Raw genomic sequence first — 18,895 nt, 5'->3', positions numbered from 1 at the left:
GAGGATTTCCCCACCGGAGCATAATGGGCCATGCACGAGAGGCAAGAGGTGCTGGTGCTGCCGCCGCCGCTTCGGGCGCGGCTTTGGGGACACGCCCGCTCGGAAGCGCCGCGGGAGTGTGTCGGCCTGCTGGGAGGAAGGGAGCAGGCCGCCGCTACCCTGTATCCCCTGAACAACGTGGCCCCCCGACCTGAGCGCGAGTACCGGGCCGACGCACTGGAGGTGCTGCGGGCCCTCAAGGCCATGCGTCGGGAAGGGCTCGAGTTGCTGGGCATCTACCACTCGCATCCGGCCGGACCGTCTTGGCCCAGTGAAACGGACGTGAACTTGGCCCGCTACGCTGTCCCGTACCTGATCGTGGATTTGCAGGGCGCGACACTGCGGGCGTTCCGATTGCCCGAAAAACGCGAAGTCCGACTGGGCTGAACGGGCGGCACTGCCGCCCGTTGTGTAATATCCTCCTGCGACGGCACCACACCTTGCAGTAGCCTGTGACCATGCCAAGTGCTTCGGGCACGAACTGGTCGCTCGCAGCGCGCGTGACACTCCTGTTCGCCCTTCTGGCAGCACTGATCGTCCTCGGGCTGCTGAGTGCCGTGTGGTACCAGGCCAAAGCCCAGGCTGAGGATGACCAGCGGGCATACCTCACCCGGCTTGCTCGTGTGGCGGCCAGAAGCCTTGATACGGACATGAGCGCGCGCTTCGAGGATGTGGCTTTTGTCGCCGGTCTGGCCGAGTTGCGCAGTGCGCCGGCCCAGGAGCAGCGTCAGCTTCTGGAGCGTCTTCAGCGCCGACACCCCGAGTTTGCCTGGCTGGGTCTGGCCGATCCGCAGGGACGGGTGCGCGCGGCCACGGGCGGTCTGCTGGAGGGGCAGGATGTGCAGACACAACCCTGGTTTCGCCGTGGATTGACCGGGGCGGCGCTGGGAGATGTCCACGCCGCGGAGCTGTTGGCCGAGTTCCTGCCCGGAGCGCACAATGAGCCCCTTCGGCTGGTTGACATCAGCGTCCCCGTGCTGGACGAAGACGGCAGGCTGCGGGGTGTGCTGGGTGCCCATCTCAGCTGGTCGTGGCTTGCACGCGTCGAGCTCAGCGTGCACGAACTCGCCCCAGCAGAGCGTCCCGTCGAAGTGCTGATTCTCGATCGCCGTGGTCGCGTCCTGCACGGCGAGGCCGCTTCGCCGGTCGCCCGACCGGAAAGTACACCGAACACCGGGGAAGCCGAGGGTCGGGAACATGTTACAAATCACGTCGTTCAGGCCCGTGGTTTCCTCTCCAGCCTGTCACTGGCGCAGGGTCAGGACGCCTATCCGGGCCTCGGCTGGCAGGTACTGGTGCGCCAGCAGTCGGGTACGGTCCTCGTGCCCATTGCTCACCGGCAGCGTCAGGTCCTGGGTTGGGGAGCGGCGAGCGTGGCCCTGCTGTCGTTGCTGGCGTGGTGGGGTGCGCGCTGGGCGACAGATCCGCTGCAGAGACTGCAACACTCGGTCGCTGGCATGCTCGATGATCCGGCTCCCGTCGGCGTGAACGAGGTGCGGGGCTACCGTGAAGTCGAACAGCTGTCGGCCAGCCTGGCAGGGTTGGCCGCTCGCTTGCGCGCGCGCGAAGAGGAACAGAAGCGCTGGCGTGCCCGGCTGGAGCAGCGTCTCAGCGAGGAGCATGCGCAGCTTCAGCAGACAAACGAGGAACTGGAGACCTTCTCGTATTCGGTGTCCCACGATCTGCGCGCACCCCTGCGTCACGTCCAGGGATTTGTGGGCATGGTCCGCCGTTCGATGGCCGAGCGGCTGGACGACAAGTCCGCACGTTACCTCACCGTCATCGAAGGCTCGGCGTCACGTATGGACGCCCTCATCGACGCGTTGCTGGATTACTCCCGCACCTCGCGCCGTCCGATGCATCCAGTTTCCGTCGATCTGAACATGTTGATCGAACAGGCTCAGACGAATCTCGAACCACTGTTGGTCGGGCGTCCGGTCGATTGGAACATCTCACCGCTGCCCGTGGTCGTGGGCGATTCCTTCCTGCTGCAGCGCGCCCTCACCAACCTGCTGTCCAACGCCCTCAAGTTCACCTCGACGCGCGAGAATGCGCGCATTGCGGTGTGGGCCGACGAACATCCTGACGAGTGGATGGTGCAGGTACGTGACAACGGTGTGGGTTTTGATCCACGCTTCGCCGAGAAGCTGTTCGGGGTATTTCAGCGCCTGCACCGTCAGGAGGAATTCGAGGGCACTGGCATCGGCCTGGCCCTCGTTCGCCGGATCGTGCTGAGGCACGGCGGGCAAGTGTGGGCCGATGCCCGGCCCAATCAGGGCGCGACCTTTGCCTTTACCCTGCCCAAACGCTCCTTGACCGCAGAAGAAAGGACCCAAGAAGACGAGATCGGCGTGCCGTGATCAGGGGCGCGAGGCAAGCGCCGGCAGCAGACGCCGAGCGCCCAGATACCGCTCGGCGTAGTACGTCTCATCAAGCCGACTGACGGTCACCCGCCGATCGTAGGTGCTGGCATGCACGAAGCGATCGCCTTGCAGCACGATGCCCACATGCGACGCCACGCCGCCACCCTCGGTATCGAAGAACACCAGATCCCCTTCCTGAAGTGCGCTGCGCTCGACCACCTCACCGACCAGAAACTGATCCTGGCTGCGGCGGGGAAGCTGCAGTCCCAATGGGATATACACCTGGAGCACCAGTCCGGAGCAGTCCAGTCCCGCCGCCGAATTGCCGCCGTACACATACGGGACGTTCAGGAAGCGCAGGGCCAGATCGGCCACCGGCGTGCGCAGGGCGATTGACCCGGTGGGCAGGTCAGAAGGTCGCGCGGCCAGGGACGACGGTCCGGGAGGCACAACTGGAAGCTGCAACCGCTGTCCGATTTTCAGCTCCGATGAAGTGAGGTTGTTGCCTGCCATCAGTGCCTCGACCGTGACGCCTGCGCGTCGGGCCAGCGAGTAGAGGGTATCGCCCGGCCCCACGGTGTGAGGGAAACTTCCCACTGCGGGAGTGGCCTCTGGGGCCGGCAGTGGAGAGGAGTTGATGTGGAGCCGATGCCCGATTCTGAGTTCCGGGCTGCTCAGATTGTTGTCGGCGAGCAGCCGTTCGATGCTCAGCCCGAATTTCCGGGCAATCGCGTAGAGGGTATCGCCGCCCTGAACAGTGTATTCGATGGGTGCACCGAGCGCCGATGTGGCGCCGGATGTCAGCAGCAGGGCAACACGCAGCCAAGAGTGGAGCATACGCACCTTTCGGAAGAGTCGGCTGGGGTACTGCACGCCAGACAGCACGGCGCGCTTGAAGTGAGAACTCTGAGCGAGAGTGTAACACGCGCCGGGACAGACCGTGCGGTGTGGTCGCACGGGTGTAGGCTGCGTGCATGGTCGCCCGCTGGTGGTTTCGGTTCGCAACGTGGCGGCAGCGTACCTTTCAGGCCCTTTCCGTCGCCGTTTTCCGGCGTTACTGGACTTCCCAGATGATCAGCCTGGTCGGTTCTTGGATGCAGTCCACCGCCCAGGCTTACCTCGTGCTGGAGTTGACGAACAACTCCAGCCGTGCGCTGGGGCTGGTCAACGTGGCCCAGTTCGCCCCCAGTTTGGTCTTTTCATTGTTCGCCGGCGCGCTGATCGACCGGCTCTCCAAGCTGCGGGTGCTGCAGGTCACGCAAATCGTGCTGATGTTGAGCGCCCTGACGCTCGGTGTGCTGATTCAGACGGGCACCGTCACCCTGACCCTGCTGCTTGTCCTGGCAGTGGTTGCCGGCACCGCCAACGCGTTCAACATGCCCACACGTCAGTCGATGGTGGCCGATTTCGTGCCCCGCTCGCTGCTGGCGAACGCGGTCGCGCTCAACAGCCTCTCCTTCAACGTGTCACGCACCGTGGGCCAGGCGCTGTTCGGTTTTGTGGTGCCTGTCGGCATCTATCTGCTGGCCCGGGGGGACGGTGACTCCATCGCGCGGCTGGCCTTTCCGTTTTACCTCAACGCCCTGGCATTTGTGGCGGTGATCCTGATTCAGTCCACGCTGCCGGTCGTGCGCCAGCCTGACGATGGGGGGCACCACCACCTGCTGCTGGACACCCTGCAGGGCCTGCGGTATGTGCGGGCCACCCGGCAACTGCTGTACGTGATGCTTTATGTCGGTGGGCTGTCGCTCACCATCATCAACTTCAACGTGATCATTCCCTACTACGCACGCGTGGTGTACCACCTGGGCGACACCGGCTTCGGGCTGCTCAACGCTGCCTTTGGGGCGGGAGCGATGCTGGGCGCACTGTGGCAGGCGTCCAAACCCAACCCGGTGCGCAATCTGCGCCTGGGTGCCCTGATGCTGCTGGCGTTCTCGGCGCTGCTGGCCGTGATCAACCACCCCGTGCTCGCGGCGCTGGCGCTGGCCGGGTGTGGCTTTGCGATGTTGTCGTTGCTGATCAGTGCCAACTCGACCGTGCAACTGGTGGTCAAGGACGCCCTGCGGGGCCGTGTCATGAGCCTGTACAGTTTCGTACTGGTGGGCATGGCGCCGCCCGGTGCCGTGATTTCCGGTGAGTTGATCTCACAAGATGGCCCCCTTGGACCACGGCTCGGCCTGGTCGTGCTGGCCTTCCTGGGCGGGGCTGTGGTCGTGCTCCTGTGGCGCAAGCTGCCGCGAGAGCTGCCGACACTGCCCGCACGCGCTCCCATTCCCCGCGAGCAAAAGCAGGCTGCAGATGACTGAAAGCGGTTGTCAAAGACATTGATAGGTTTTTGATCGATGTCTTTGACCGAGCGGAGAGCGCGCAGTGCCCGAAACCGCTTTTGGGCACGCTGTCAGCGCGGGGAGCGAGTGACCTTTGACCAGGAGCGTTTGGAAGCGGGCAGGCGTCCTTAAGGGCGTCCGTTCTGCCCAAGAAGCGGGCAGGCGTCCTCATGGGCGTCTTGCGCAGAGCAGCCCTCAAAGCGGTTTGAGGGCTTGCGCGCGTCCGTTCTGCCCAAGACAATGGAATTGATGGAGTGTCTTCCTCCAAGGGTGGAATGGACAAGCGCTCTGAGATACCTGCGCCAGCGTTCTGGCGGGTCCGGTGTGCCGACAACTCAGTTGGGCAGGGCCGCATCAGCACAGGGTAGACGAACTCCGGCCATGCCCACGGTATTACACGAAAAGCGGCGCTTCGGGATCGTCGGTCATGAGTCTGGGTTTGCGGCTGCGGTTGAGAATCCAGACGGCCAGACCTGTTGCGACGCCGACACCCACCACCACGCCCAATGTAACCGCGATCAGGGTGGTGTGGTGATGTTCTTCGAGGGCCTGGCGCAGACGTTCCGTGGCGCGTCGCTCGGCTTGCTCCTGGAAATTGACGCTCATGCGCGAAGTATACAGGCCACTTCCTGCTTCGGACGTTCAGCGAATACGAACTGTCGTTCGTTTCGGAGCAGCTGAGAACCACCCAGGTGCTCCTTTCTTGCCGCAGCCCGATGGTTGAGTTCACTCGCTGACTTTGCAGAACGGACGCCATCAGGCGCCTGCCCGCATCTTGGGCGTTGACGCGCGGAAGTCAACGCCACCGGCTACAAGTGAAAGGCTGCTTCCTGGTGCACTGGCACACTTCAGAATGGCCAGCGCCACGGAATGATCAGCATTGCCACCACAAACGTGAGTAGGGTCAGGCCGCTGCCCACCCGCACGAAGTCCAGAAACTTGTAACGGCCCGGTCCAAAGACCAGCAGAGAGGCGGGCTCCAGCGGCGTGATGAACGAATTGCTTGCCGCAATGGCGATGCCGATGGCAAACGGGCGCGGACTGTACCCCAGTTGCTGCGCCACGGCAATGGCGATGGGCAGCATGACCAGTGCTGCCGCCTGGTTGGACATCGGCTGGGTCAACAGCACCGTGAGCACAAAAAAAGCGGCCAGCAACCCGTACGGTCCAAGCGGTTCAGTCACCGAAGCCACGTACTGCGCGATCATCTTGGCAGCCCCGCTTTCCTCGAAGGCCGTCGCGAAGGCCAGCATCGAGGCGATCAACACCAGCACCGACCATTCGATGGAGTTGTAGCCCTCCTGCGGTGCGATCACCCGCAGCGCAAACAGCACCGTCACTGCCGAAACCACCGCGACGGCGAGCGGAAGCGGGGTGAAGAGGCTCAGCAGGATCGCGCTGACGAACACGATGACCGCGATGGGCGCGCGCTTGGTGTCACGCTGCTGCTCGCTGACGTCGGCGAGCACCGTCAGGTGTCCTTCCAGAGCGTTGAGGCGGTCGCGAGGGCCCTGCACCAGCAGCACGTCGCCCACCTGGAGCCGGGTGCTGGCCAGCGCGTCGCTGGCACGGGCGCGGCGGTGGAGTCCCAGCACGGACAGGCCGTAGCGCTCGCGGAAACGCGAACCGCGCAAGCTGCGTCCCAGCAGGGGAGACTGCGGCATCACGAGCGCCTCGGCAAGGCCCATCTCGTTGAGGTCGGCGCCCTGCAGGCTTTCATTGAGCCGGTCCTCCTGCTTGACGTGCACGCCCATACGCGATTTGGCGGCCAGCAGGCGTTCGGTGGGGCCTTCGACTACCACATGATCCCCGGCGGCCAGCGTAAAATCGGCGCCCGGAGCGTTGATGGTCTGTTCGCCGCGCCGCACCGCGACGACCGTCAGCCCGTAGTCGCGGCCAAAACCGGTCTCGCGCAGCGACCGGCCGATCAGCGGTGACTCGGCGTTGACGGTCAGTTCGGCCATGTAGGCGCGCAAGCCGTAGCGGTCGGCGACTGCGTCCTGATTGGCAGGCAGCAGCCGCGGTGCCACCAGAAACAGGTACAGCATTCCGAGCACGGTGATGGGCAACCCGACCCAGGCCAGTTCGAAAAAGCCCAGCGGGGGCAGGTCATAGCGCGGCAGGATGCCCGAGACGACCAGGTTGGTGCTGGTCCCGATGACCGTCACGGTGCCGCCCAGAATCGAGGCGAAGGCCAGCGGCATCATGATTCGTCCGGGTGGAAGTTTGGCCCGGCGCGCGAGGCCCAGCATCACCGGCAAAAAGACCGCCGTGGTGGCGGTGTTGGACGTGAACGCCGACACGCCGGCGACGGTGGCCAGCATCAAGCGGACCGTGCCCCAGGCATTGCTGGCCCGACGGGACAGCGCCTGCCCGATGGCCTCGATCACGCCGGTGCGCAGCAGGGCGCGGGTCAGGATAAAGAGGGACGCGAGCGTCAGAATGGTGTCGTTGCCAAAGCCGGCGAATGCCTGCTGTGGCGTGATTTCACCGGAAATCATCAGTGCGGCGAGCAGCAGCAGGGCCGTCACGTCCACGGGAAGGAGTTCGGTGGCAAAAAGAAACAACGCCAGCACGAACAGAATCAGCACGACGGTCACGCTTTACGCTAGTGATTTTCCGTTTGTGGCGCGTCGGCCAAACCTTAAGGAAATTTGTACCCGGAGCGAGCAGGCCGGACGGTGCCCGGCCTCAATTGCCAATCAACCGTACAAGGGCGTCCCGCAGGGTCTCGACGGCCAGCTGGTATTCGTCCAGTGGAAGGTGCTCTTGCGGAGTGTGGTCGAGTCGCGAGTCTCCGGGTCCGTACGCGAGTGTCGGTACCGGCCAGTGCTCGGCCACCACGTTCATGTCGCTGGTGCCCGTTTTGACCTTGAAGATCGGCTCGCCGCCCTGGGCTCGGATCGCGACGCGCAAGGCCCGCGCGAGCGGTGAATCCTTGGCGTGCCGGACGGCCATTTCGTGCCCCATAAAGGACAGCGAGACGGCCAGTATACCAAGCGTGATGTCGCCCGCTCCCTGGTTTGGGTCCTGCAGCAGACCATTCAGGGCAGCCTCGGCCTGCAGCGGCGAGACGGCCGGTGGCAGACGCAGGCCAATGGTGGCCTCGGCATCCTGGGAGAGCCCGTCAGTGGTGCTGCTCAGGTGCTGCAGCGTCGCCTGAACCGAGTCAAAGGCTCCTTTGCCGGAAACCGTGCGGGCCCACTCGCGAACCCGGAACCAGTATTCGGTCAGGTCATCGGCAGCGCTGGTGCCCTCGCCCGCGCTGTGAAAGTTATCCTTGCGTACCTGTGCCTTGACGACCAGCCGTCCCTTGTATCCCAGCGTGATGCCCTGGGCACCACTGGGCTCGCCGATCAGCACGAAGTCGGGCCGGTAACGGGTGACGGCGAAGCGCGCACCCTTGCTGGAGGGCGCTTCCTCTTCGGTCGCACCGATGCACACGAAGCGCGCGCGCGCGAGGACCGAATCGGGCAGCTCGGCCACGGCGGCCATGAAGGTGCAAAAGCTCCCCTTGGCATCCACGCTGCCCCGTCCGTGCAGAACGCCCTGTTCGATGCGCACGGGGATATCGCCTGGCACGGTGTCGATATGGCCCAGCAGCACGACGGTCAGCGAACCTTCGCCGCGTGAGCCGACCGCGTTGCCGGCCTCGTCGACGTGGGCGCTGAAGCCGTGGTCGCTCATCCAGCGAACCAGAAACCCGGCCACCTGCGCTTCCTGACCGGAGACACTGGGCCGCTCCACGGTTCCCAGCAGCAGTGCGGTTCGCCGCTCCCGGAGCGACTGTTGCCCGGCGATCGTGGTCACGCGTTTCCTTTCACCGCTCAGCCTCCCGCGACAGCAGGTCGGCCAGGTAAGCGACCGTCCGCACGACCTCACCGAACACGAAGAGCGCGATAGCGCCCACGACGCCTACCCCGATGGTCCACAGGCCGCTCAGTGGTGCCCCGGCGCGCCATTCCAGCAGCCCGACCCCGGCTCCCGTCACGCCCATCAGGATGGCGAGCAGGCGCAGCGTGGGCACAAACCGCTGCAGGGGATGGCCAACTCCGGTGTGGGAGTTGTGCCCGGAAGAGGCACGGGGAGCCCCAACAGGCGCTGCAACGGGCGTCGTAACGGGTGCGGTGTTTTCCTGCTGGGGCGCGGCGGGTGTTGCACTGGCAGCCGTGGCCACCGTGGACGGGACGGCGCTGACCGGCGCCGAGGAGATTCGGACCGGGTCGCGGCCCGGCACACCGGCTGCGGTCGGTGCCGTCACGGCTGGCAGCGTGGTTTCCGGGCGGCTTGGGATCACCCGCACAGCTTCGATCGGCGCGGTCGTCGAGCGCGTCTTGACGTCGGCACCCGGCGCAGCGGCTGGGTTTTGACCGGTTTCCGCCCTTCGCGAGGTCGCCAGGTCCGGACTTTTGGCCAGCGTGGGTTCGCGCTCCGCACTGGAAGCCGTCGGGGGGATCACCACTTCACGCACCCGGAGAGGGGTTGCGGCGCCGGAGGCGTGAAGTTCATCGGCGGGCGCCGGAGACGCGGCAACGGCTGCAGGCACGGCAGGTGAGGTTTGCAGTGAACCGGACGTATCTGGTGCGGTGGCGTTCCAGCCGGTCTTCCAGGCTCCTGTCCCGGTCAGGGCAGGTGGAGGCGGCAGGGTCTTGGCGCGCGCGGTCGCGTGACGCACTTCCGCGAAGAAATGCTGCACGCGGGCGACTTCGAAGCCCACCAGGGGCGCCGTGATGATCGTCGAGTTTCCGGCTTTGACCCGAAGAATGCCGTCACCATCGCTGTGGATGCGGGTGATGTCACGCAGGCTGACGCTGCTTGCTTTCTGTCCTTCGAGATAGAACAGCATGTCCTCGGTGAGGGCAAAAAATGCTCCCTCGCGGTCGAGGGTGGCAGTCGGCCGGACATCGAACCCGGCGGCGCGCAACGTCTGAAGCACTTGGTCGTTCATGCACATCACCCTTTCTGAATCAATCGAAAATGAACTACGGAGAAATTACGACGGCCACGGCAATGCGCCAAACGGTCAATGGCCGCAACCCGGGTCAAGCTGGCACGGGCACACCAGAGGTCTGCTGAACGGGCGTGGCGTCCTGCTTCCTGGCTTATAGGTTAGCGTGTCGAGCCATCAGAGCGGGAGAAGGCGGCACCCGGCCTGACGCTTGCCCCTGACGGTGAAGCGGGTGGGATGCTGGGTATGCTTGGCGTCCGTGTGTCCGGAGTAACCGACGAGGGCGTCAGTGAACGCGTACCACAAAGGTACCGGCCAGCAGGTCATGCAGGCCCTGCTTGTCACGGGTCAGACCGGACAGGGCAAAGCCGCTGCCCAGCGTGAGTACCCCCAGCACTTTTCCCAGAAAGCGGGCGACAGCCTGACTGATGCTCAGACGGTCACCGTGTGCATTGATGACACGCAGGCCCAGCACCAGCTTGCCCAAAGTCGCTTTTCTTGCCGAGCTTTCCATCAGCACGAAATAGCTCCAGGTGCCCACCAGACCAATCAGGCCCAGGGTCTCATAAAAGGGGACCTCGGGTGAGGCCTGGTCGGCATACACGACGCCCATCGTACTGCCGACCACCAGTGCCACCACTGCGAGCCCTATGGCGAGAATCATGCTGTCAACCAGTCCGGCGAGAACGCGCAGCCAGAATCCGGCATGCCGGATGGTCACTGAGGTTCCCGCTGTAATCATGAGTAAATCATGACACAGTGATGAGTCGTGTCAAGGGGGCGGGTCTTTGCAGTACCTTGAGCGGGTGCCCACGCTGCGAATTCTCGGCGGTACGGCCAAGGGTCGCGCACTTCAGGTTCCTGACAGCGCCCGGCCCACCGGTGCCCGGCTGCGCAAAAGTCTGTTCGATCTGCTCGATTCCCGCCAGGGAGCAGGGCGCTTTCTCGACCTCTATGGCGGCAGTGGTGCCGTCGGCCTGGAGGCCGCCAGTCGCGGATACGACGTCACGCTGGTTGAAAGGAACCCGGCGGCGGTGCGCATTCTGGAGCGCAATGCCCGCCTGTTGTCGCTGCCGGTGCACGTGGTGTCCGGCGAGGCGCTGGGAGTGTTGAGCCGTCTGGGCGCTTTCGACACCGTCTTTGTCGATCCACCGTACCTGCAGGACATTCAGCGTGCTGCTTCCAGCGTGCTGAAGAGCGGTGCGGTGCTCGCAGGGGGGCTGCTGATCGTGCAGCACCCGACCCAGCTCACGCTGGGCGAGCACGAGGGGTACACGCTCGAACGCCGGGTGTACGGCTCGAACGTGATGACGCTGTACACTCGCCTGGAATGAAACACGCCGTCTATCCCGGCTCTTTTGACCCCGTCACCAACGGACACATGGACGTTCTGACGCGTGCCAGCAAGATCTTTGATACCGTCACCGTCACCGTCATGCACAACGCACGCAAACAGGGCAAGCACCTCTTTTCCCTGGAAGAGCGCCTCGATATCCTGCGCGAAGCCACCGGTGGCCTCCCGAACGTGCGGGTCGACGGCTTCAGTGGCCTGCTGGTGGAGTACATGCAGCGCAATCAGAACGGCGTCATCGTGCGTGGGTTGCGGGCGGTGAGCGACTACGAGTACGAACTGCAGATTGCTCACCTCAACCGACAGCTCGGCGACGTCGAGACGGTGTTCATCATGGCAGCCACCCGCTGGAGCTTTGTCAGCAGCAGCATGGTCAAGGAAGTCGCGAGCTATCAGGGTGACATCGGAAAAATGGTGCCGCCCGCCAGCGAACGGGCCCTCAAGCGCCGTTACTCCCTGGAAGCCCTGTAGCCGCAGCGTGTGCCGGATTGTGCGTGGATCGGTGTCGCGCCAACGGTCACGACGAAAAGAGCCCCGGCACTCGGGGCTCTTTTCGTCGTCCCGTCCGTGAGCGTCCGGTGTACTCAGACGGTCATCTCGCAGGATGTTACTGGCCGCCTGCCTGGGTGTAGAGTTCGGCGACCTTGTCCCAGTTCACAACGTTCCAGAACGCCGCGATGTAGTCGGGACGGCGGTTCTGGTAGTTCAGGTAGTAGGCGTGCTCCCACACGTCAAGGCCCAGAATCGGGATGCCGCTGGCGCCCGCCACGCCCTCGCCCATCAGAGGATTGTCCTGGTTGGCCGTGCTGACCACGTCCAGCTTGCCGTTCTTGACGACCAGCCAGGCCCAGCCGGACCCGAAACGCGTGGTGGCGGCCTGTGCGAACTTCTGCTTGAAGTCGTCAAGCGAACCGAAGTCACGCTCGATGGCGCCGGCCAGGGCGCCGCCGGGGCCGCCCGATCCCTGTCCCAGGATCTGCCAGAACAGACTGTGGTTGACGTGACCGCCCGCATTGTTGCGCAGGGCGCCACGCTTGTCCTGTGGCACGCGCTCGAGGTTCTGGATCAGTTCCTCGGGGCCGAGGTCCTGCAACTCGGTGAGGCCCTCCAGCGCCGCATTGGCGTTGTTGATGTACGCCTGATGGTGCTTGGTGTGGTGAATTTCCATCGTGCGGGCATCGATGTGCGGCTCAAGCGCGTCATACGCGTAGGGCAGCTGCGGCAATTCGTATTTGGCCATGTCAATCAGGCTCCTTTCAATTCCGCCTGGAAACCTTCCGGCGGTCCGGGCTCATCTTAAACCCGGCGCGAAAACGCAGATTCAGTTCAAGCTCTCATTCACCCGTCAGCTCAGGGGGCAGGCCCCCGCCCAAAGCCAGCCAGGCCGACAGCAGATCCTCGGGCGGAGCAGCGGTCAGAAGCAGTTCTTCTCGCGACAGCGGGTGGAGGAAGCGCAGTTTCCAGGCGTGCAGTGCCTGACGGCCAATGACCTCGCTGGCGCGTCCGTACGTCGCGTCCCCCACAATGGGTGAGCCCAGGTGAGCGAGGTGTACGCGGATCTGGTGGGTGCGGCCCGTGTGTGGCTGGCAGCGCACGAGGGTGAACGTTCGTGCATGGCTTCGGAGGCGCGCGAGCGGGGTGAAGAGCGTCTGCGCCTCGCGGCCGCCCACCCCGCCCACCGTCATGCGCTGGCGGTCGATGGGATGGCGGCCGATGGGCGCGTCCACCTTGATGGGCCGGTCGGCCGCCCAGCTGCCCCCCGCCACGGCGAGGTAAGTCTTGTGGGTTTCGCGCTCTTTGAAGGCGGCGGCGAGCACGGCGTGCGCACCCACGGTCTTGGCCACCACGATGACGCCGCTGGTGTCCTTGTCCAGGCGGTGCACGATGCCGGGCCGGTAGCCTTCCGGGCCGCGTGCGCCGTCCTGCTCCGGAAGCGTGCCGCGTCCCAGCAGCGCGTTTACCAGGGTGCCGCTGTAGACCCCGGGCGCAGGGTGGGTGACCATGCCCGGGGGCTTGTTGACCGCAATGAGCTGATCGTCTTCGTAGAGCACGTCCAGCTCCACCTGTTCGCCTTCGACGGTGCCGGTGATCACGCTCGGAACGTCGACTTCGACCGCTTCACCGCCGCGCAGTTTCACGCCGGCCTTGCTGGCCACCACGCCATTGACACGCACGGCACCAGCGTCGATCCATTGAACGACCTGCGAGCGGCTCACGCCGCTCAGGCTGCTCACCACGGCATCGAGGCGCCCGGTGGTGGCGCTGAATTCGAGTCTGTTTCCGGAATCGGTCATCCAAAAAGAATACGGGACCGATCCCGGTCCCGTGGGGTTTTGAATCTTGTCAGGCTTGCGCGCTGGGAGTGTCGAGTGCCTGAATCTGCTCGGGTGACAGGTGATACCTGTGCCCGCACCAATGGCACACCACTTCCTGCCCTCCCTCGTCGATCATTTCCTGACGCTCGCTGGGATTGAAGTAGGTCAGGGAGGCCAGCGCCCGCTGCTCGGAGCAGCGGCAGGCGAAGGTCACCGGCTGCGCGTTGCTCTGCAAGACCAGGTCCAGGCCCTCGGTGGCCTGCTGCACGGTTTCCAGCAGGGAGCCTCGCCGCAGGTTGTCGGTGATGGAGCCCATTGAGGCGATGTTTCCCTCGATTCGCGCCAGGGTTTCGTTTGTCACGCCGGGCATGGCCTGCACGATGAGGCCGCCCGCGTGGGCGACGTGGCCGCCCTCAACATAGACGCCCAGCAGCACCGCACTGTTGATCTGCTCGGAGCGCGCCAGATAATAGGTCAGGTCCTCGGCGATCTCGCCGCTCACGAGTTCCACGGTGCCGGTGTACGGCTCAGCATTTTCCAGCAGGCGCATCACGCCCAGATCGCCGCTGCCGATGACACCGCGTACATCGAGCTTGCCGTCGCTTTCACGGGGGGGCAGCTCGGCGTGCGGATTACGGACGTATCCGCGCACCCCACCGTCTGCGCTGCCTTCTGCGACGATCCAGCCGATCGGGCCGTCTCCCTGGATTCGGATGGTCACGCGGGCGTTGTCCGTCTTTCCAAGCACTTGTGCGAGCAGCAGCGCCCCTGCGAGCGTGCGGCCCAATGCCGCTGAGGCAGTGGCGCTCAGATCGTGGCGGGCACGCGCCTCTTCCACGACCGCCGTAGCGTCGACGGCCAGCACCCGCAAGGTGTCCTGCGCCGCCGTGCCCCGCAAAAGAAAAGAAGCCTGTTTCACCTGCTCACTGTAGAGAATTGCGGGTTTTTCGAATAGGAGGCGGGTGCCATTGCTGTATTCAGGGAATAAGAAAACTTGATAGTTATAAAGTCAGATTTTTCGTGTGCTGACAGCATTCGGGTGTCGGCAGTCGTGGCTGACCCTGAAGAAGGGCCAAGGTTCCCGGCAATTGTCGCTCAGGCGACCTGGATACCCTGAGGTATGAATGATGACCGAACCCGACCGGGTGACCTCACGCCCCTCGGCAAATCCGTGGAGGAAGTCGAGGGGGGAGGCACCAACCGCCACAATCCCGGCATTCCAGGCGAAGAGGTGCGCAGCGAAGGAGAACTGCCTCCCATCCCACTCCTGAGTGGCCCGAGCAGCATGCCTATTTCGAGCGGCGGCACCACCGGAGCCAACCTCAACAGCGAAGAAGGTGCCGACACCCGGCGTGCCGACGACGGCCGCGGTGATGAGGCCACCGATAACAGCACGTCCTGACCGGACTTGTGAGGCTCCTGCCGCACAATGGGCATGGCGATCCAGCAGGCTGACATCCAGCAGGATGACGCGCACGAGACGAGCAGGCCCTGGAGGTACGCATGGCAGACGACAGCAAGCTGACGGGTATTCCACCCCTTGGCAGGTCAGTGGAAGAAATCGAGCGTGACGACGGAAACCAGGAGAATTCGCGCGTGCCCGGGTCGACACAAGGTGATGGGGCCTCGTTCACGCCGATCACCCAGACCAACCTGTCCACGGTGCCCAACGTCGGTGGCCCGGTGGCGGGCGGGCTCAACGCCAGTGCGGGCGCCCATGACGAGGCTGCGAGCGGCACGGTGCACCAGCGCGACAAGAACTCGCCTTCATAAGTTCCTGAACCGCCCGTTCGGGAATCTTCAGGCCGTCGCCAGTTCGCGGGGACGGTAAGCCACCGCTTCGGCCAGGTGCGCTTCGGTGATGTCTGCCGCGCCTGCGAGGTCCGCAATGGTCCGGGCTACCCGCAAAATCCGGTCGTACCCACGGCCGGTGAGGCCCAGTTGCCGGGCAGCTGTCCGCGCAAAGTTCTCGGGTCCGGCATTCAGCGCGGTATGCGCGCGCAGGACCGCGCCGGCCAGCAGGCTGTTGCGTTCCCCTTGACGCTCCAGCATCTGCGTACGGGCCAGGTGAACGCGCTCGCGCACGGCGGCGCTGGGCTCGCCCACATTGGCCCGCGTGAGTTCATCGACGGTCAGCCGTGGAACGTTGACCACCAGGTCGATGCGGTCGAGCAGCGGTCCGCTGATGCGCACCGCGTAGCGGGCACGCTCGGTGGCCGAGCAGCTGCAGTGTTTCTCGGGATCGCCATGATGCCCGCACGGGCAGGGATTCATGGCCGCCACCAGCTGAAACCGTGCCGGGTAGCTGACACTGGCGCGCGCCCGGCTGATGGTCACCAGCCCGTCTTCCGAAGGCTGTCCGGTTTGAGGATTAAAGAGGGTCGATCCGCAGGTCGGCGCGACCGTCGGGATAGAGGGTGAGGCTGAGGCCGAGGTCCTGAGCGGTCTCAGCAATGCTGTCTTTCCGGAGCGCTTCGCGAATCTTCGCGCGGGCTTCCTTGAGGGGGAGCTGACGAGGGGAGGCTTCTTCCTGCTGGGCTTCCAGGAGCGCCTGGCGTTGCTCCTCAAGGCGGCGTTTCTCCTGCGCGAATTCATCGAGACTGAGGACGTCGCCGAGGTACGCTTCGCGCGCCCGGGTGAGCTTGCGCTCGATCTGCGCGAGGGCTGGTGTGAGATCGACCGGCTCGGGCGGCTGGTAGGTCGTAGATTCAGCCAGTGCCAGGTCATCCAGCTGCAGCTGTTCGAGTTGCTCCCGAACCTGCGCATGCAGCTTGCGGGCGCCGTAGTACCGGCGGTGCGGGCAGGGTTCACCCCAGTACCCGTCGCGGCGGTAGATGCGGTAGCAGTAATAGAAGTGGTAGGGGTTTCTGCGGCTGTGCCCTTCGCGGGGCTGGTTCGTCGCGCTGCTCATGGTGCTGCCGCACGCGCCGCACTTGACGCGTTTGGCGAGGCCGAACTCCGAGGCGTCCATGCGGGATGCTGGGCGGCCGCCCCTGGTGCGGGCGTCGATGGCGCGCTGCGTGGCGTCCCAATCGGCGGGGGAGACGATGGCGGGCACTTCGCACGTCACCAGGTCACGTCCATCCCCGCGGCCTTTGCGGGCGCGGCCGAACTGGTAGACGCCTTTGTAGAGCGGGTTGCGGAGGGTGTACTTGACCGTGCTGTGCGACCAGCGCGCCCCGCCACGTCGTGGAATGCCAAGCCGGTTGAGTTCCGTGACGATCTCATGCGCGGTCTTGCCTTCACGCGCCCAGGCGTACATCTGCCGGATCCACCCGGCCTCTTCCTCGAAGATCTCCCCGGCCTGCCAGCCGTACCCACTCGGCGGCACGACCGGCTTGCCGCGGCGGACTTTGGCGCGCATGCCTTCGCGCAGGCGCTTCACGATGCGCATGTGGTCCGCTTGGGCAAAGACGCTACGCACCCCGAAGTTCAGCGCGCTCATTTCGTCCTTCGGGTCGATGACGCCCATGTCGGCACTGTGGACTTCCATGCCGGTGTCGAGCAGCTCCTCGAGGACCGCGTAAGCGATGCCGGTGCGTCGCGCGAGGCGATCGACGCTGCTGATCAGCACCGCTTCGTAATTGCCGGCGTCTTCGAGGAGGGCGTTGAGTTGCGTGCGGGTGGCTTTGGTGCCGGTGATGACGTCCTGGTACGTGCGCGTGAGGCGCAGGCCTTGCTGGGTGGCGTAGCGTTCGGCGGCCTGACGCTGCACGTCGAAACCGAAGCGTTCATCACCCGCCTGCTGCGAGGTGGAGACACGAAGGTAGAGGACGGCAGAACGAGGCATGATCACTCCAAATGAAAAAGGAGCAGGGTTATTCCCTGCTCCCTCAAAGTGGTTTACGGATTGGGGATTCGCTGGAAACTCTTGTCGAGGTGACGGAACACTGCGTCAATTAGCTCTCGTTGGCCGTTGCTGATTGATCCCGCAACGCTCACGTTGTTCCCTGCCTGGAGTGCGGTAAACGTCATACGCACTGTCTGACGTCCAACAAAGAGTTGGAATCCAGGGGTGTTTTGCGTGACAAACGTGACGCCGTTATTCGTAATCGCCTCGACCGTGAAGTTGTTGAATTGATCACTCGGGCGAAGCTCAGTCCCGTATTGGCTGATCATGGCAAGGATCTCTCCCGACTGCCCGACATATCGGGTAGGGGGGACGCCCTGGGCTGGCGCACAGGCAACAAGAGCGATAGATAAGGCGGTCAGGGCGACAATACTTTTCATACGTTCCTCCGAAGCGATGGTGGTTTAGCTAGCGACCAGCACGCTGATACTGGTGCGGGTGTGCGGAATGCGGTAGGACGAGACGTCAACGTCTTCGACTCGGAAACGCCTGCTCTGTTGATCATCAGAGAGGTGAAACTCCTCTGGGAGCTTGTCGAACAGTCCAAAGGGCGTTCTGAAGTTGAGGCGTACCAGATCGGAAACGTAGCGGCCACTGCTGACCATCCCGGCGCAGCTGGCGTGCGGATCGTCGAGTACCAGGCGGCGTAGGGCGGTAGAGCGGCTGACCCTTCCATGCCTGCGCAGGTACTCAACCGCTTGAGCGCTGTTCCCGTACGAGACGCGGGCCTCACGGAGCATCGGCGCGGGCATCAGTAGGAGGCGGGCGCCAATATTGCAGAGCCGTTCAATGTGCTCCTCTGCCTGGTCGGAATCGCCGTAATAAAACGTCAAAGCGGCGTCGACGTCGCACTGTTGCATCAGAATGTGCGCGAGTTCGTGGAAGCGTGTGAACCGTCCGTGATCCCCGACGCCGACGTCCTCCTTGCAGAGGTTGATTACTGCCGGAGGGTTCGCGGTCGCGCTGCTGTATTCGTGATCAACGATCCTGACGCGCACACCCATCATGTTGGTAAGGCGTCGAAAGTCGAGCTCATACCCATAGGCGGCGTGGGTGCGTTGAATATGAGCGAGGTACGTTGCTTCGAGTTCAAGCACGCTACTCCTAATTGCCTTCGGGCTCAATGCCGTGCCGGGTGAAGTCGCGATAGATGTCGTACCAGTCTTCGGCAGTCTGCGGCCGGCTGCCTCGAAAACGCATGCTGGCCAAATACTGCTGCCATTTGGGCTTTAGAAGGTCGGGGGCGCGCTCGCTGTACCTATCAATGGCATCCTGTAGAGCCTCCGGGATGGGGTAGAGCATTTTGCGACCCTGTGGGGGCGCAATGTCGACAACCAGGTTGGGGTTGAGGTACCGGATATCCTCTGCATTCAGGTCGAGTGCCTGTGCGATGGATTTGAGATGTTTGCTCTTGGCTGCATTAATGCGGCCACTCAGGAGGTTCGACAGGTAGTCGGGATCGGGAACGGTAGTTCTTTCGGCAAGCTGCTGGATCTGCCAGCCCTTGTCCTGTAAGCGGTCTCGCAAGAATTTACCCGCCTCGCGTGCGTCCAGGACCCCATCTTTGTCGCGTGCCTCTGCCATAGGTATCCCCGGGAAGGGGCTGAGCGTGGGAATCATGAGCATGCCCCTGTTACGCGTCACATTACTGTTAGGTTTCACAGGTGTGAATGTTGACAGTGCTTGATAACAGGCTTGA

At 64.1% G+C, this 18,895-nt stretch carries 21 protein-coding genes; 7 read left to right on the top strand and 14 right to left on the bottom strand.

Features of this window, described 5'->3' with window-relative positions; genetic code table 11:
- Window positions 1-30: 30 nt before the first annotated feature.
- Together DEIPE_RS02570 and DEIPE_RS21920 are read left to right on the top strand one after the other, a co-directional pair.
- Window positions 31-426, top strand: a complete 396-nt coding sequence (locus tag DEIPE_RS02570) for a M67 family metallopeptidase (protein WP_015234430.1) — start codon at window positions 31-33, stop codon at window positions 424-426.
- Window positions 427-497: 71 nt separating this feature from the next.
- Entirely contained in the window at window positions 498-2,399 is a 1,902-nt protein-coding gene (locus DEIPE_RS21920) for a sensor histidine kinase (protein WP_015234429.1), read from the top strand.
- Here the strand turns inward: DEIPE_RS21920 and DEIPE_RS02560 are convergent, their stop codons facing one another.
- Window positions 2,400-3,239 (bottom strand): C40 family peptidase, encoded by an 840-nt coding sequence (locus tag DEIPE_RS02560; RefSeq protein ID WP_015234428.1) that lies wholly within the window; start codon window positions 3,237-3,239, stop codon window positions 2,400-2,402.
- A 137-nt stretch (window positions 3,240-3,376) separates the two neighbouring features.
- On the opposite strand from DEIPE_RS02560, the gene DEIPE_RS02555 reads away from it, so the two are divergent.
- Window positions 3,377-4,711: an MFS transporter gene (locus DEIPE_RS02555; RefSeq protein WP_015234427.1), complete on the top strand. Its 1,335-nt coding sequence runs from the start codon at window positions 3,377-3,379 to the stop codon at window positions 4,709-4,711.
- 414 nt (window positions 4,712-5,125) lie between these two features.
- On the opposite strand, the gene DEIPE_RS02550 is transcribed toward DEIPE_RS02555, so the two are convergent.
- The 5 genes from DEIPE_RS02550 to DEIPE_RS02530 all read right to left on the bottom strand — a co-directional run bounded on the left by DEIPE_RS02550 (window position 5,126) and on the right by DEIPE_RS02530 (window position 10,422).
- Entirely contained in the window at window positions 5,126-5,338 is a 213-nt protein-coding gene (locus tag DEIPE_RS02550; protein WP_015234426.1) for a hypothetical protein, read from the bottom strand.
- Between the two features lie 242 nt (window positions 5,339-5,580).
- The gene (locus DEIPE_RS02545) at window positions 5,581-7,332 is read right to left on the bottom strand and encodes an SLC13 family permease (protein WP_015234425.1); all 1,752 of its coding nucleotides are present in this window, start codon (window positions 7,330-7,332) and stop codon (window positions 5,581-5,583) included.
- A gap of 91 nt (window positions 7,333-7,423) precedes the next feature.
- On the bottom strand, window positions 7,424-8,542 hold the full coding sequence (locus DEIPE_RS02540) for a [LysW]-lysine hydrolase (protein ID WP_015234424.1): 1,119 nt from the start codon (window positions 8,540-8,542) through the stop codon (window positions 7,424-7,426).
- Between the two features lie 10 nt (window positions 8,543-8,552).
- Complete coding sequence (locus DEIPE_RS02535) at window positions 8,553-9,680, bottom strand: RodZ family helix-turn-helix domain-containing protein (protein WP_015234423.1); 1,128 nt, start codon at window positions 9,678-9,680, stop codon at window positions 8,553-8,555.
- A 286-nt stretch (window positions 9,681-9,966) separates the two neighbouring features.
- Window positions 9,967-10,422, bottom strand: coding sequence for an RDD family protein (locus tag DEIPE_RS02530; protein ID WP_015234421.1), 456 nt, complete (start codon window positions 10,420-10,422; stop codon window positions 9,967-9,969).
- A 64-nt stretch (window positions 10,423-10,486) separates the two neighbouring features.
- Between DEIPE_RS02530 and DEIPE_RS02525 the strand changes: the two genes are divergently transcribed.
- Window positions 10,487-11,014 carry an RsmD family RNA methyltransferase gene (locus DEIPE_RS02525; protein WP_157448740.1) on the top strand — a complete coding sequence of 176 codons (528 nt, stop codon included), beginning with the start codon at window positions 10,487-10,489 and terminating at the stop codon, window positions 11,012-11,014.
- Window positions 11,011-11,502, top strand: a complete 492-nt coding sequence (coaD, locus tag DEIPE_RS02520) for a pantetheine-phosphate adenylyltransferase (protein ID WP_015234419.1) — start codon at window positions 11,011-11,013, stop codon at window positions 11,500-11,502. Before DEIPE_RS02525 ends, coaD begins: the two co-directional genes overlap by 4 nt.
- A gap of 136 nt (window positions 11,503-11,638) precedes the next feature.
- Here the strand turns inward: coaD and DEIPE_RS02515 are convergent, their stop codons facing one another.
- The 3 genes from DEIPE_RS02515 to hslO all read right to left on the bottom strand — a co-directional run bounded on the left by DEIPE_RS02515 (window position 11,639) and on the right by hslO (window position 14,265).
- Entirely contained in the window at window positions 11,639-12,271 is a 633-nt protein-coding gene (locus DEIPE_RS02515) for a Fe-Mn family superoxide dismutase (protein WP_015234418.1), read from the bottom strand.
- A 94-nt stretch (window positions 12,272-12,365) separates the two neighbouring features.
- Window positions 12,366-13,325, bottom strand: coding sequence for an RluA family pseudouridine synthase (locus tag DEIPE_RS02510; protein ID WP_015234417.1), 960 nt, complete (start codon window positions 13,323-13,325; stop codon window positions 12,366-12,368).
- 49 nt (window positions 13,326-13,374) lie between these two features.
- Entirely contained in the window at window positions 13,375-14,265 is an 891-nt protein-coding gene (gene hslO / locus DEIPE_RS02505) for an Hsp33 family molecular chaperone HslO (RefSeq protein WP_015234416.1), read from the bottom strand.
- Between the two features lie 201 nt (window positions 14,266-14,466).
- Between hslO and DEIPE_RS02500 the strand changes: the two genes are divergently transcribed.
- Entirely contained in the window at window positions 14,467-14,748 is a 282-nt protein-coding gene (locus DEIPE_RS02500) for a hypothetical protein (protein WP_015234415.1), read from the top strand.
- A gap of 101 nt (window positions 14,749-14,849) precedes the next feature.
- On the top strand, window positions 14,850-15,119 hold the full coding sequence (locus DEIPE_RS02495) for a hypothetical protein (RefSeq protein WP_015234414.1): 270 nt from the start codon (window positions 14,850-14,852) through the stop codon (window positions 15,117-15,119).
- A 27-nt stretch (window positions 15,120-15,146) separates the two neighbouring features.
- Here DEIPE_RS02495 and DEIPE_RS02490 read toward each other — a convergent pair whose 3' ends face one another.
- The 5 genes from DEIPE_RS02490 to DEIPE_RS02470 are packed head-to-tail and all read right to left on the bottom strand — an operon-like array spanning window position 15,147 to window position 18,816.
- Window positions 15,147-15,683 (bottom strand): magnesium chelatase subunit ChlI family protein, encoded by a 537-nt coding sequence (locus tag DEIPE_RS02490; RefSeq protein WP_083865693.1) that lies wholly within the window; start codon window positions 15,681-15,683, stop codon window positions 15,147-15,149.
- 34 nt (window positions 15,684-15,717) lie between these two features.
- A complete protein-coding gene (locus tag DEIPE_RS02485) occupies window positions 15,718-17,136 on the bottom strand; it encodes a recombinase family protein (protein WP_015234413.1) in 1,419 nt (472 codons plus the stop codon).
- Window positions 17,137-17,189: 53 nt separating this feature from the next.
- Window positions 17,190-17,576: a hypothetical protein gene (locus DEIPE_RS02480; RefSeq protein WP_015234412.1), complete on the bottom strand. Its 387-nt coding sequence runs from the start codon at window positions 17,574-17,576 to the stop codon at window positions 17,190-17,192.
- 24 nt (window positions 17,577-17,600) lie between these two features.
- Window positions 17,601-18,293 (bottom strand): ImmA/IrrE family metallo-endopeptidase, encoded by a 693-nt coding sequence (locus tag DEIPE_RS21915; protein ID WP_015234411.1) that lies wholly within the window; start codon window positions 18,291-18,293, stop codon window positions 17,601-17,603.
- 7 nt (window positions 18,294-18,300) lie between these two features.
- Window positions 18,301-18,816: a helix-turn-helix domain-containing protein gene (locus DEIPE_RS02470; protein ID WP_015234410.1), complete on the bottom strand. Its 516-nt coding sequence runs from the start codon at window positions 18,814-18,816 to the stop codon at window positions 18,301-18,303.
- Between the last annotated feature and the right edge of the window lie 79 nt (window positions 18,817-18,895).

Source organism: Deinococcus peraridilitoris DSM 19664 (genome assembly GCF_000317835.1).
GTDB classification, from domain to species: Bacteria; Deinococcota; Deinococci; order Deinococcales; family Deinococcaceae; genus Deinococcus_A; species Deinococcus_A peraridilitoris.
Note: the sequence above shows the minus strand (reverse complement) of the source record. Positions and strands in the feature narration are given on the sequence as shown.